The sequence below is a fragment of the Enterobacter sp. CPE_E863 genome (assembly GCF_046521465.1).
GTDB lineage: Bacteria > Pseudomonadota > Gammaproteobacteria > Enterobacterales > Enterobacteriaceae > Enterobacter > Enterobacter adelaidei.
Window position 1 is genome coordinate 54810 of record NZ_JBKFZX010000001.1, and the last position, 13365, is coordinate 68174.

8 protein-coding genes, 1 tRNA gene and 1 pseudogene are annotated in these 13365 nt (G+C 57.6%); 6 read left to right on the plus strand and 4 right to left on the minus strand.

Going from position 1 to position 13365, the window contains the following annotated elements:
- Nucleotides 1-75 precede the first annotated feature (75 nt).
- The 3 genes and pseudogenes from ACLHV8_RS00305 (at nucleotide 76) to ACLHV8_RS00315 (ending at nucleotide 2443) form a co-directional block, all read left to right on the plus strand.
- The gene (locus ACLHV8_RS00305) at nucleotides 76-1074 is read left to right on the plus strand and encodes a class I SAM-dependent methyltransferase (RefSeq protein WP_134708645.1); all 999 of its coding nucleotides are present in this window, start codon (nucleotides 76-78) and stop codon (nucleotides 1072-1074) included.
- A gap of 209 nt (nucleotides 1075-1283) precedes the next feature.
- Complete coding sequence (locus ACLHV8_RS00310; protein WP_032636617.1) at nucleotides 1284-2264, plus strand: IS5-like element IS5 family transposase; 981 nt, start codon at nucleotides 1284-1286, stop codon at nucleotides 2262-2264.
- A pseudogene (locus ACLHV8_RS00315) lies at nucleotides 2201-2443 on the plus strand (hypothetical protein). The gene ACLHV8_RS00310 and the pseudogene ACLHV8_RS00315 overlap by 64 nt, the downstream one beginning before the upstream one ends.
- 12 nt (nucleotides 2444-2455) lie before the next feature.
- Here ACLHV8_RS00315 and ACLHV8_RS00320 read toward each other — a convergent pair.
- Nucleotides 2456-2550: transfer RNA gene (locus ACLHV8_RS00320), tRNA-Sec, on the minus strand.
- A gap of 290 nt (nucleotides 2551-2840) precedes the next feature.
- Between ACLHV8_RS00320 and ACLHV8_RS00325 the strand changes: the two genes are divergently transcribed.
- Both ACLHV8_RS00325 and yicI read left to right on the plus strand, forming a co-directional pair.
- Nucleotides 2841-4232, plus strand: coding sequence for a glycoside-pentoside-hexuronide family transporter (locus tag ACLHV8_RS00325; RefSeq protein ID WP_208595159.1), 1392 nt, complete (start codon nucleotides 2841-2843; stop codon nucleotides 4230-4232).
- Between the two features lie 12 nt (nucleotides 4233-4244).
- Entirely contained in the window at nucleotides 4245-6563 is a 2319-nt protein-coding gene (gene yicI / locus ACLHV8_RS00330; protein WP_208595158.1) for an alpha-xylosidase, read from the plus strand.
- A 90-nt stretch (nucleotides 6564-6653) separates the two neighbouring features.
- On the opposite strand, the gene ACLHV8_RS00335 is transcribed toward yicI, so the two are convergent.
- Together ACLHV8_RS00335 and xanP are read right to left on the minus strand one after the other, a co-directional pair.
- Nucleotides 6654-8342, minus strand: coding sequence for an AsmA family protein (locus tag ACLHV8_RS00335; RefSeq protein WP_049007002.1), 1689 nt, complete (start codon nucleotides 8340-8342; stop codon nucleotides 6654-6656).
- Between the two features lie 119 nt (nucleotides 8343-8461).
- Nucleotides 8462-9853 (minus strand): xanthine/proton symporter XanP, encoded by a 1392-nt coding sequence (gene xanP / locus ACLHV8_RS00340; RefSeq protein ID WP_014881972.1) that lies wholly within the window; start codon nucleotides 9851-9853, stop codon nucleotides 8462-8464.
- 224 nt (nucleotides 9854-10077) lie between these two features.
- Between xanP and gltS the strand changes: the two genes are divergently transcribed.
- The gene (gene gltS / locus ACLHV8_RS00345) at nucleotides 10078-11280 is read left to right on the plus strand and encodes a sodium/glutamate symporter (protein WP_049007001.1); all 1203 of its coding nucleotides are present in this window, start codon (nucleotides 10078-10080) and stop codon (nucleotides 11278-11280) included.
- 2 nt (nucleotides 11281-11282) lie between these two features.
- Here gltS and recG read toward each other — a convergent pair whose 3' ends face one another.
- Entirely contained in the window at nucleotides 11283-13364 is a 2082-nt protein-coding gene (recG, locus tag ACLHV8_RS00350) for an ATP-dependent DNA helicase RecG (protein WP_049007000.1), read from the minus strand.
- Nucleotide 13365: the final 1 nt, after the last annotated feature.

A 13365-nucleotide genomic window follows, 5' to 3' on the forward strand; every position in this document is an offset into this window, starting at 1 on the left:
ATCGTGCTTTCTTCGTAGGGTATTACTGGTCTGCCTGGATAGACTTTCGTTATTAGCGTAACGGGAGACAACGAGATGAACTGGCAGCCTTTTCGCGGCGACGCGCCGGAAAATATGACGATTTTCAGTGCGTCATTTCCCGATGTCAGCGACCAGTGGCCGATGAAAGACGATGCTGCCCGTGAGATCGCTGCGCTTGACCGGGCGCTGAAAGCCGAGCCAGCGCTCCGGCCCCCGCTGATTGAATACGAAGAAGGCGGGCAGGCCGTGCTTGTCCCTCAGAACCGTTATTCCGAACAGGCTTTTCGTAACCGGCCGGCGCTTACCGCGTGGCGAACGCGACTGGTGCCCTCCGCGCTGGCGTTGTTTGTGGTGCAAAACCCGCTGGAAGACCGTCTGCCTGACGGTACAAAAATGGACAGCGACAGCCGCCAGTGGTTTATCCACGCTAACGATGCGGTTGGCGTGCGCTCCCGTGCCAAAGTACTGGCCGCGCTGGTGGAAAAGTACATTCATAACGAAAGTGAGAACAACTGGGTCAGCCTGGCGAGTGGGGCCGCTATTCCGGTGCTTGAGGCGCTGCGCGAGGCAAAGCTCGACGGTCAGCAGGTTTTTCTCACGCTGGTGGACAAAGACCCCGTGGCGCTCAGCTGGGCCGAAACCATGGCGGCGCAGGAAGGCATTGTGGTGGGCGAACAGCTTACGCTGCTCAGGCGCAATCTGCTCCATACGCTGATACGTAACGAGGACCTGCTGCTGGAGCTGGGCGAGCAGCAGGCCGAGCTTGTCGATGCACTGGGGATTTTCGAATACTTCAACGATACCGATGCGGTGATTTTCCTCCAGCGCGCGCTGCGGCTGGTAAAGCCTGGCGGAGCGGTGATTGTGTCGAACATGTTGATCAGCAGCCCGCAAATTGACTTTGTGCTGCGGGGTATCGGCTGGGAGGATATTCACCCGAGGTCGTTACAGCAGCTGCAGGATATTCACCTCGCGGCGGGCGTGCCGGTGGAAAACGTCACCGTGGTGGTACCGAAGGACGGGGTGTATGCGGTGATGGAGATTAGGAGTTAACACGGTCGGTGGAGTGGACAAACCGCACAATCGGTTCCCTCTCCCTTTGGGAGAGGGCTAGGGTGAGGGTGGACAGTCCGCTACAATATTCACTGTTCCTCAGTTGTTCGGTTTACCCGAACAACTGCCATGAAGGATTAGGGAAGGTGCGAACAAGTCCCTGATATGAGATCATGTTTGTCATCTGGAGCCATGGAACAGGGTTCATCATGAGTCATCAACTTACCTTCGCCGACAGTGAATTCAGCAGTAAGCGCCGTCAGACCAGAAAAGAGATTTTCTTGTCCCGCATGGAGCAGATTCTGCCATGGCAAAACATGGTGGAAGTCATCGAGCCGTTTTACCCCAAGGCTGGTAATGGCCGGCGACCTTATCCGCTGGAAACCATGCTACGCATTCACTGCATGCAGCATTGGTACAACCTGAGCGATGGCGCGATGGAAGATGCTCTGTACGAAATCGCCTCCATGCGCCTGTTTGCCCGATTATCCCTGGATAGCGCCCTGCCGGATCGCACCACCATCATGAATTTCCGCCACCTGCTCGAGCAGCATCAACTGGCCCGTCAATTGTTCAAGACCATCAATCGCTGGCTGGCCGAAGCAGGCGTCATGATGACCCAAGGCACTTTGGTGGATGCCACCATCATTGAGGCACCCAGCTCTACCAAGAACAAAGAGCAGCAACGCGATCCGGAGATGCATCAGACCAAGAAAGGCAATCAGTGGCACTTTGGCATGAAGGCCCACATTGGTGTCGATGCCAAGAGTGGCCTGACCCACAGCCTAGTCACCACCGCGGCCAACGAGCATGACCTCAATCAGCTGGGTAATCTGCTTCATGGAGAGGAGCAATTTGTCTCAGCCGATGCCGGCTACCAAGGAGCGCCACAGCGCGAGGAGCTGGCCGAGGTGGATGTGGACTGGCTGATCGCCGAGCGTCCCGGCAGGGTAAAAACCTTGAAGCAGCATCCGCGCAAGAACAAAACGGCCATCAACATCGAATACATGAAAGCCAGCATCCGTGCCAGGGTGGAGCACCCGTTTCGCATCATCAAGCGGCAGTTCGGCTTCGTGAAAGCCAGATACAAGGGGCTGCTGAAAAACGATAACCAACTGGCGATGTTATTCACCCTGGCCAACCTGTTTCGAGTGGACCAAATGATACGTCAGAGGGAGAGATCTCAGTAAAAACCTGAAATAACGCCAGAAATGGTGGAAAAAATAGCCTAAATAGGCTGATTCGATGTGTTTGCGGGAAAAAAATCGGCCCAGATCCGCGAAATTTTAATCAGCGAGTCAGCTTGGGAAGAAATGACCTGCTTATTCGCACCTTCCTTAACAAAATGCGATTTGAGTTAGGCTTATAACAAATTTAATTTTGGCGGAAGATCACAGGAGTCGAACCTGCCCGGGAACGCTGGCGTCCCCAACTGGATTTGAAGTCCAGCCACCTCACCGGAGATGACGATCTTCCGCGCCTCGATTGCTACATGGAGGCGGGGCGCATTATAGCTACTTTCAGGCATTTACCACATACCCCACACCACTTTTTTCACCTCTCTTTTGACCTGTACACCCCTGTTTCAGGTAATTCCTAAGAAAATCCTCATGTTAGCCCTCCGCTCTCCCGGACATTTACCGCGATCACAAAAAACAAGAAACGTAATCTGCTAACCAGAAATCGCAATACCCGCCTTTGAAACAATGGTTTAAAACCAATGCAACCGGTCTCAGCGCCCCCTACAGCGTGAAGGATAAAAAAAGATGAGCGAAGTATTGTCAGTAAAAGAGAAGATTGGCTACGGCATGGGAGACGCCGCCAGCCACATCATTTTTGATAACGTCATGTTGTACATGATGTTTTTCTACACCGATATTTTCGGCATTCCCGCCGGGTTTGTCGGCACCATGTTCCTGCTGGCGCGCGCGCTGGATGCGATCTCCGACCCGTGCATGGGCCTGATTGCCGACCGCACCCGCAGCCGCTGGGGCAAGTTCCGTCCGTGGATTTTGTTTGGTGCCATCCCGTTCGGCATCGTCTGCGTGCTGGCCTACACCACGCCGGACCTCAGCCTCAACGGTAAAATGGTTTACGCCGCCGTTACTTACACCCTGCTGACCCTGCTCTATACCGTCGTCAACATCCCCTACTGCGCGCTGGGCGGCGTGATCACCAACGACCCGACGCAGCGTATCTCCCTCCAGTCCTGGCGCTTTGTGCTGGCGACGGCGGGCGGCATGCTCTCCACGGTGCTGATGATGCCGCTGGTAAACCTGATTGGCGGCGACGATAAAGCCTTTGGATTCCAGGGCGGTATCGCCGTGCTGTCGGTGGTCGCGTTCCTGATGCTGGCGTTTTGCTTCTTCACCACCAAAGAGCGCATTCAGGTGCCGCCGAGCACCACCTCCATGCGGGAAGACCTGCGCGACATCTGGCAAAACGACCAGTGGCGAATCGTCGGCGTGCTCACTATCCTCAACATCCTCGCCGTCTGCGTGCGCGGCGGGGCGATGATGTACTACTGCACCTGGATCATGGGTTCGCCTGAGGTGTTCGTCGCGTTCCTCACCACCTACTGCGTCGGCAACCTGATTGGCTCCGCGCTTGCCAAACCGCTCACCGACTGGAAGTGCAAGGTAAGCATCTTCTGGTGGACCAACGCCGCGCTGGCGGTGGTCAGCGTGGCGATGTTCTTCGTGCCGATGCATGCCACCGTGCTGATGTTCGCCTTTATCTTTGTCATCGGCGTGCTGCACCAGCTGGTGACGCCGATTCAGTGGGTGATGATGTCCGATACCGTCGACTACGGTGAATGGACCAACGGCAAACGCCTCACCGGCATCAGCTTTGCCGGCACGCTGTTCGTGCTGAAGCTAGGCCTTGCGCTGGGCGGGGCGATGATTGGCTGGATGCTGGCAGGCGGCGGCTACGACGCGGCAGCCAAAACCCAGAACAGCGCGACCATCAGCATCATTATCGGCCTGTTTACCCTGGCACCGGCGATCTGCTACGTGCTGAGCGCCATTATCGCCAAACGCTATTACACGCTGAAAACCCCTTTCCTGACCAAAATCCTGGGCGAACTGGCGCAGGGCGCGCGCCGCAACCAGCAGGCGTTTGAGAACCTGCCGGTCAGCAAAGAATTGCAGAACTAAGAGGACGATAAGATGAAAATCAGTGATGGAAACTGGCTTATTCAACCGGGGCTGAACGTGACGTATCCGGTTCAGGTATTCGACGTGGAGCAGCAGGGCAACGACCTGGTGGTCTACGTGGCGCCGCGCGACGTGCGCGAACGTACCTGGCAACTCGATACCCTGATGTTTACGGTTCGCCTGTTCGCGCCGCAGGAAGGGATTGTCGGGGTGCGCATTGAGCACTTCCAGGGCGCGCTGGATAACGGCCCGCACTATCCGCTGAACATGCTGAAAGACGTGAAGGTAGAGATTGAAAACAATGCGGAATTTGCCGAGCTGAAAAGCGGCAGCGTTAGCATACGCGTCACCAAAGGTGAGTTCTGGACGCTGGATTTCCTGCGCAACGGCCAGCGTATTACCGGCAGCCAGCTGAAAAACAACGGCTACGTGCAGGACAGCAATACCGACCGCAGCTACGTTTTTGAGCGTCTGGATCTGGGCGTGGGGGAAACGGTCTACGGCCTGGGCGAGCGCTTTACCGCGCTGGTGCGCAACGGGCAAACGGTCGAAACCTGGAACCGCGACGGCGGCACCAGCACCGAGCAGTCCTACAAAAATATCCCGTTCTACCTGACCAACCGCGGCTACGGCGTGCTGGTGAATCACCCGGAAAACGTCTCGTTTGAAGTCGGCTCCGAGAAGGTCTCCAAAGTGCAGTTCAGCGTGGAAGGAGAATATCTCGAGTACTTCGTGATCGACGGCCCGACGCCGAAAGAGGTGCTGAACCGCTATACGCAGTTCACCGGGCGTCCGGCGCTGCCGCCAGCCTGGTCGTTCGGCCTGTGGCTGACCACTTCGTTCACTACTAACTACGACGAAGCCACGGTCAACAGCTTTATCGACGGTATGGTCGAGCGCGACCTGCCGCTACACGTCTTCCACTTCGACTGCTTCTGGATGAAGGCCTTCCAGTGGTGCGATTTCGAGTGGGACCCGGTGACCTTCCCGGATCCTGAAGGGATGATCCGTCGCCTGAAAGAGAAAGGGTTGAAGGTTTGCGTGTGGATCAACCCGTACATCGGCCAGAAATCCCCAATCTTCCAGGAACTGAAAGAGAAGGGTTACCTGCTCAAGCGCCCGGATGGCTCCCTGTGGCAGTGGGACAAATGGCAGCCGGGTCTGGCGATCTATGACTTCACCAACCCGGAAGCCTGCAAATGGTACGCCGACAAGCTGAAAGGCCTGGGGGATATTGGCGTGGATTGTTTCAAGACTGACTTCGGCGAGCGTATCCCGACCGACGTGCAGTGGTTCGACGGTTCCGATCCGCAGAAGATGCACAACCACTACGCCTACATCTATAACGAACTGGTGTGGAACGTACTGAAAGAAACCGTCGGCGAAGACGAGGCTGTACTGTTCGCCCGTTCAGCGTCCGTGGGTGCGCAGAAGTTCCCGGTGCACTGGGGTGGTGACTGTTACGCCAACTATGAATCAATGGCAGAAAGCCTGCGCGGTGGGCTGTCGATCGGCCTGTCTGGCTTTGGCTTCTGGAGCCACGATATCGGCGGGTTCGAAAATACGGCTCCGGCGCACGTCTACAAGCGCTGGTGCGCGTTTGGGCTGTTCTCCAGCCACAGTCGCCTGCACGGCAGCAAATCCTACCGCGTGCCGTGGGCGTACGATGACGAGTCCTGCGACGGGGTGCGCCATTTCACTCAGTTGAAATGCCAGATGATGCCGTATTTGTATCGTCAGGCTGCGCTGGCGCGCGAGTTCGGTACCCCGATGCTGCGGGCGATGATGCTCGAGTTCCCGGACGATCCGGCGTGCGATTATCTTGACCGTCAGTACATGCTGGGGGATTCCATGATGGTTGCGCCGGTGTTCTCCGAAGTGGGTGACGTGCAGTTTTATCTGCCGGAAGGACGCTGGACGCATCTGTGGCATAACGATGAAATCCAGGGCAGCCGCTGGCATAAACAGCAGCACGATTTTATGAGCCTGCCAGTTTATGTGCGCGATAACACACTGCTGGCGCTGGGCAATAATAACCAGAAGCCGGATTACGCGTGGCATGAGGGCACAGCCTTCCAGCTGTTTAACCTGGATGACGGCGCAACGGCGATGAGCGAAGTGCCTGCGACGGACGGCTCCGTGACGTTTACGCTGAAGGCGTCACGTCGGGGCGAAATCGTGACCCTTACCGGCGCGGGAGACGCGCAAAACTGGTCGGTGTGCTTGCGCAACGTGCAGAAGGTGAGCGGTGTGAAGGGCGGTTCACACGCGGGCAGCGAGTGGGGTGTGGTGGTGAAAGCAGAGGGGGATGAGGTGGTGGTTCATCTTTGATATATCAGGAATTGTGCGGTCTGATGCCCTCACCCTGGCCCTCTCCCACAGGGAGAGGGAACAAAACCTCGCAGCCGCCACCCGGCTTGGTTATTGCACCGGTGTTGAAACCACACCGCCCGTCATTGTCTGCTCGACCTGCTGCTTATCCATATTCACTGCATTCAGTTTCCCGTTAACGGTTGGCTTCAGCGGGGCTTTGTCCTGCACGCTGCCGCTGGCGGTGAGCTGAATATTGCCGTCACCCGCAATCGGCAGCGCTGGCCAACCCCAGTGCTCGATCACGTTCAGCGGCACACCGCGCCCGTTCAGGCTAACAGTGGTTTGCCGTTGGGGCAGTTGTGAAACAGTCGCCGTGGCTTCCAGAATGCCTTTCTCAGTAAACGCGCTCAGGTCAGTAATATTCACCGTGGCAGCGTTAGCATTCAGTGCCAGTGACGGACGACGCACATCCACGCGGTTAAAGGTTGCCGCCGCGCCATTCAGGGTTGCGCTGCCGCCCCAGACGCCCCACTGGCGATCTTTCACCAGCTGCAGGTTTGCGCCATAGCCATCCAGAGAGGTGATCTGCCACGGGAAGGCAGGATCGATGTCGATCACCAGGTTGCGGCTCAGACCGAATTTTTGCAGCGTCACGCTGTTCAGCCATTCCGGCAGAGGCTCCATCCACAGCGTTTTCCAGTTCTGCGGCAGGGTATACTCCAGCCCGGCGATGGCGACATCGTCCAGCATCAGCGCTTTGCCGTCGCGCTGCCAGTTGCCAGAGGTGCGCACCATGCCGCCTTCCCAGCGGGAGGTTAGCTGGCGCAACGCCACGCCCTGCGGAGAGAATTCCGCATTCAGGATTGGGTCAAACAGATGCAGCGAACCGTAGATGAATTCGCTGGCGTTCATGGATAAACGCCCTTCCTGGCTCTGCCAGTCGCCTTTACTCAGCGTCAGGTTGCGCAGGCTTAAATCAAGATCAGTAACTGCCCAGTCCGGGCCCTGCAGGCGGGCGTCGGTCACTTCCAGGCGGCCAATCTGCAGAGAGGGGATGGTGGTCAGCGGTGCGAAGAAATCCATCAGCGTTTTATCGCTCTGCAGACGGATCTCGTTCAGACGCAGGGTGTCGATGATCCAGCTTCCGTCGGCGTTACGCAGGGCGGAGCCGGTGAGTGAACCGCGGGCCATATCGGCACCGATGGTGTTCAACACCACTTCCTTGCCGTTCAACTGACCCTCGATCAACACGTTGGTGGCCGGCACGCCGTTCAGGGTGAGCGATCCTGCGCTCATCTGGATCTGCGCATTTTTACCCAGCACGTTGCCTGCTTCTGGTTGCCATGGGCTGACGCCCCCCGTGACTTTCTGGGCACTTAAATCCCACTCCGTATTGGGGCTGTTAAAGGCCATGTTGTTCAGTTGCAGACGGTCTGCCTGGAAGGGCAGCGGCGCAGTCTGAGGAGAAAGGTTCAGCGTGCCATCGAACAGGGAGATGGTGTCCATATGCAGCGGATCGGTAACCTGTCGGCTACTGAGGCCAATATCGACTTTTTTGGCAACCAGCGTGGCGGGTTTGCCATCCCGGCCAAAGGTGACGTTTTCCAGAATGATGTGGGAAGGCGACGAAAAGCGGTGATTCATCTTGTCGAAACTGAGCTCGTAGTCGGTATTTACCGTCACCCAGTTGCTGACCTGACTCGCACCCCAGCGGGTCTGGAGCAGGATATAGAGCGCCAGAACCACAATCAGCACGGCTACCAGAAGATAGACGAGTAGCTTTCCAATAAATTTCATGGTCTTCCATCCCGCAAAACGCACATAAAGGAGTTATGCACGATTTATGCGCAATCCTCAAGGCGGGAATGGTGTAATAAGATGTCACGGCAGGCATTGACTGCCTGCCGTGAGAGAGATCAATTTTTCTCAGGCGGGAATACGAGGTTCAGAACGATAGCGGTGATACCGCCCGCGGCAATGCCGGAAGAGAGCAGGTTTTTCACCCAGTCCGGGGCAAACTGCAGGATCAGCGGCTGCTGAGACACACCCAGACCCACGGCCAGCGACAGCGCGATAATCATAATCGCACGGCGGTTCAGCGGTTCGCGGGAAACGATACGTACGCCGGAAGCGGCAATTGTGCCAAACATCACCAGCGTTGCGCCGCCCAGTACCGGCTCAGGAATGTGCTGCACAAAGCCGCTTACCGCCGGGAACAGACCGAGGACAATCAGCATCAGCGCCACCACAAAACCGACGTAGCGGCTGGCAACGCCAGTCAACTGGATCACGCCGTTGTTCTGGCCGAAGCAGGAGTTCGGGAAGGTATTGAATACCGCAGAGACAAACGAGTTCAGGCCGTTCGCCAGCACGCCGCCTTTCAGGCGCTTCATGTACAGCGGGCCGGAAACCGGCTGCTCGGAGACGTCTGACGTGGCAGTGATATCGCCGATGGTCTCCAGAGAGGTGATCATAAAGACCAGCATCAGCGGCAGGAGCAGGCCCCAGTCAATGCCCAGGCCGTAGTAGAGTGGTGTTGGAACGGTGATCAGCGCGCTGTTGGTCGGCGCGGTGTTCTCTGGCAGCATGCCCAGCGCCCACGCCAGCAGATAACCCGCCGCCATGGCAATCACCAGCGAGGCGACGCGCAGATACGGGTTGCGCTGACGGTTAAGCAGAATAATGATCGCCAGCACGACACCCGCCAGCAGCAGGTTTTTCGGCGCGCCGAAGGTGTGGTCGCTCATTGCGGCATAGCCGCCGCCGATGGAGGTGAGGCCCACCTGGATCAGCGACAGGCCGATAATCATCACGACGACGCCAGACACCAGCGGGGTGATGACGCGGCGAGCCAGATGCAGAACGCGGGAGATGACCATTTCAGTGCAGCTTGCCAGCATCAGCGTGCCGAACAGCGCTGCCATCATCGTCGGCACATCCGCACCGCCGGTTTTCAGCGCTGTACCACCCATGATCAGTGGCGCCACGAAGTTAAAACTGGTGCCCTGAATCGACAATAAACCCGACCCCACCGGACCCCACGCTTTAATTTGAATAATCGAGGCCACGCCAGAGGCAAAGAGAGACATGCTGATGATGTGCTGAGTGTCCTGAGCCGGTAAACCGAGCGCCTGGCAGATCAGCAGCGCCGGGGTGATCACCGCAACAAACATCGCCAGAAGATGCTGGCAGGCGGCGAAAAGCGTTTGCGGCAGCGGCGGGCGGTCTTCAAGGCGGTAAATCAGTTCGCTATTTTGCTTCTGCGCAATCGGTTGCGCATCAGGCGACTCTATGGTGTTAACGGACATCGGCGGCAATCCCACGGTGGAAAAGCGGGCATTTTATCTGACCATCTGGTAAAAGCAAACGATTGCCAGCAAAAAAAAGGAAGAAAATCTGCCGCTTTGAGCAGGTTTTCTACAACGTATCGGGAAAAAAATTACACTTTTTGCGCCGGTGGCTCATGAAGAGCGCAAACCGGCCCAGGATAACGCCGCGTGTGTATGGAACACGCGCAATACAGGAGCCTTCTATGATTCATCTCGATACGTTGTCGACCCTTGTTGCCGCAACGCTGGTCTTACTGCTTGGCCGTAAGCTGGTGCATAGCGTTTCCCTTCTGAAGAAATACACCATTCCCGAACCTGTCGCCGGTGGCCTGCTGGTAGCGCTGGCCCTGCTGGTGCTGAAAAAGAGCATGGGCTGGGAAATTGATTTTGATATGTCCCTGAAAGACCCGCTGATGCTGGCCTTTTTTGCCACCATCGGCCTGAATGCCAACCTCGCGAGCCTGCGGGCAGGGGGTAAAGTACTCGGCGTATTTCTGATTGTGGTGGTTGGGTTGCTGCTGATGCAAAACGCTATCGGCATCGGAATGGCGACGTTGCTGGGGCTGGATCCGCTGATGGGGTTGCTGGCCGGGTCAATTACATTGTCTGGTGGACACGGTACCGGCGCGGCGTGGAGCAAGCTGTTTATCGAGCGCTATGGCTTTGAAAACGCAACTGAAGTGGCGATGGCCTGTGCGACCTTTGGCCTGGTGCTGGGTGGATTGATTGGTGGCCCGGTGGCGCGTTATCTGGTGAAGCACTCCACCACGCCGGACGGCAGGCCGGACGATGAGCTGGTGCCGACTGCATTCGAAAAACCGGATGTTGGGCGCAGCATTACTTCACTGGTGCTGATTGAGACCATCGCGATGATTGCTATCTGCCTGACGGTGGGGAAAGTGGTTGCGCAATGGCTGGCAGGTTCCCCGTTCGAACTGCCGACGTTTGTCTGCGTGCTGTTTATCGGGGTGATCCTGAGCAACGGTCTGGCGCTGATGGGTTTTTATCGTGTGTTCGAACGTGCGGTTTCAGTGCTGGGCAACGTCTGTCTGTCGCTGTTCCTCGCAATGGCGCTGATGAGCCTCAAACTGTGGGAGCTGGCCTCGCTGGCGCTGCCGATGGTGGCCATTCTGGCGGTGCAGGCACTGTTTATGGCGTTGTACGCGATGTTTGTTACCTGGCGCATGATGGGCAAGAACTACGATGCGGCGGTGCTGGCAGCGGGTCATTGCGGGTTTGGTCTGGGGGCAACCCCAACGGCGATTGCCAACATGCAGGCGATCACTGAACGCTTTGGCCCATCGCATATGGCGTTTCTGGTGGTACCGATGGTCGGTGCGTTCTTTATAGATATCGTCAACGCGTTGGTGATTAAGCTGTATCTGATGCTGCCGATGTTTGCCTGAGATCAGGCGTTGGAATAACGTTCGGTTTCCGGCATCCAGCGCTCTATTAACGCTGCCGCCTGTTCGGGGTAGCGTTCATGAATATGGCGGGCCAGGCGTTGAACTTCGGGGATCATCGCCTGATCGCGCAACAAATCCGCCACTTTGAATTCAGCATTCCCCGTCTGCCGCGTGCCCAAAAGTTCTCCCGGGCCACGTATCTCAAGGTCTTTTTGCGCAATAACAAAGCCGTCGTTGCTGTCGCGCAGCACCTGCAAACGCATCTGGGCGGTTTTCGAGAGCGGGGCTTTATAGAGCAGTACGCAGTGGGACGCTACCGCACCACGGCCAACACGTCCGCGCAGCTGGTGGAGTTGGGCAAGCCCCAGGCGCTCCGGGTTTTCGATGATCATCAGGCTGGAATTCGGGACGTCCACGCCGACCTCGATCACCGTGGTGGCGATCAGCAGGTGTAAATCGCCCTGTTTAAACGACTGCATCACCGCCTGCTTTTCGGCGGGCTTCATACGTCCGTGAACCAGACCCACCTTCAACTCTGGCAGTGCCAGTTTCAGTTCTTCCCACGTCGCTTCTGCAGCCTGCGCTTCCAGCAGCTCGGACTCTTCAATTAGCGTACACACCCAGTAGGCCTGACGCCCTTCATGCGTGCAGGCGTTGCGCACGCGGTCGATGATATCGCTGCGACGCGTGTCAGGAATGGCGACCGTTGTAACCGGTGTACGACCCGGCGGCAACTCGTCGATGGTGGAGGTATCCAGATCGGCGTAGGCGGTCATTGCCAGGGTGCGGGGGATCGGCGTCGCGGTCATGATCAGCTGATGCGGGTGGAAACCCTGCTGCAAACCTTTCTCCCACAGTGCCAGACGCTGATGCACACCAAAGCGGTGCTGCTCGTCGATAATCACCAGCGCCAGGCCGTTAAACTGAACCTGTTCCTGGAAGATGGCATGTGTGCCAACAATCATTTGTACCTGGCCGCTGGCAATTGCGTCCTGTTGGGCAAGGCGGGCTTTGCCTTTTTGCTTCCCGGCAAGCCAGCCCACTTCAATGCCCAGCGGCGCAAACCAGGCGCGGAAATTGTTGGCGTGCTGTTCGGCCAGCAGTTCCGTCGGTGCCATCAGTGCCACCTGTTTGCCGTGAGCAATGGCGCGCAGGGCGGCCAGGGCGGCGACCAGCGTTTTACCGGAGCCTACATCACCCTGCACCAGGCGCATCATCGGCACATCAAGCGCCATATCGCGTTCGATCTCGGCGGTGACGCGCGCCTGTGCACCGGTGGGTTTAAACGGCAGCGAGGCCAGCAGTTTATCTTTGAGCTCATCACGCGGGCTTAAGGGCTGGGCGTGGAAACGCTGCGCGCCGGCGCGGAGCGCCAGCATGCTCAGGTTATGCGCCAGTAATTCCTCAAGGATAAGACGCCGTTGGGCGGGGTGTTTGCCGCTTTCTAAATCGCTGAGCTGCAGCGTTGGCGGCGGGCGGTGAAGAGTACGCAGCGCTTCGGGCAGGCTCATCATGCCCTGCGCCAGCTCTGGCGGCAGCAGCTCGGTAATGGCGCAGGTATCTAGCAGCTCCAGCGCCTGATCGGTGAGCTTTCGCAACGTCGCCTGCTTGATGCCTTCGGTTGTCGGATAAACCGGGGTAAGTGTTTCCTGCAGCTCCGGTGTGCTGAGATCGCCCTGTACGCGGTACTCCGGGTGGATCATCTCTGCGCCGTATTTTCCGCGTTTGGCTTCGCCATAGGCCAGCACTCTGCGACCTGTCGCCAGGCTGTTTTTCATTGCCGCGTTGAAGTTGAAAAAGCGCATGGTGAGAATGCCGGTGCCGTCGCTGATCTGACAGGTCATCATCCGACGTCCGCCGAAGGTGATATTGCAGTTCAGGACTTCGCCTTCAACGGTGGCATAAATGGCAGGCAGCAAATCGCCAATTTTGTACAGCTGGGTGCGGTCTTCGTAACGCAGGGGGAGGTGGAGCAGGAGATCCTGCACGGTGTGCAGGCCGATTTTAGCCAGCTTATTGCTTTGCGCCGCGCCCACGCCCGTCAGGCTATTGAGCGGGATGGCATCCAGCAGGCGGCCTTTCATC

Coding starts and splice junctions, on each gene's coding strand:
- ACLHV8_RS00305 (WP_134708645.1), top strand. CDS start 76: ATGAACTGGCAGCCTTTTCGCGGCGACGCGCCGGAAAATATGACGATT.
- ACLHV8_RS00310 (WP_032636617.1), top strand. CDS start 1,284: ATGAGTCATCAACTTACCTTCGCCGACAGTGAATTCAGCAGTAAGCGC.
- ACLHV8_RS00325 (WP_208595159.1), top strand. CDS start 2,841: ATGAGCGAAGTATTGTCAGTAAAAGAGAAGATTGGCTACGGCATGGGA.
- yicI (WP_208595158.1), top strand. CDS start 4,245: ATGAAAATCAGTGATGGAAACTGGCTTATTCAACCGGGGCTGAACGTG.
- ACLHV8_RS00335 (WP_049007002.1), bottom strand. CDS start 8,342: ATGAAATTTATTGGAAAGCTACTCGTCTATCTTCTGGTAGCCGTGCTG.
- xanP (WP_014881972.1), bottom strand. CDS start 9,853: ATGTCCGTTAACACCATAGAGTCGCCTGATGCGCAACCGATTGCGCAG.
- gltS (WP_049007001.1), top strand. CDS start 10,078: ATGATTCATCTCGATACGTTGTCGACCCTTGTTGCCGCAACGCTGGTC.
- recG (WP_049007000.1), bottom strand. CDS start 13,364: ATGAAAGGCCGCCTGCTGGATGCCATCCCGCTCAATAGCCTGACGGGC.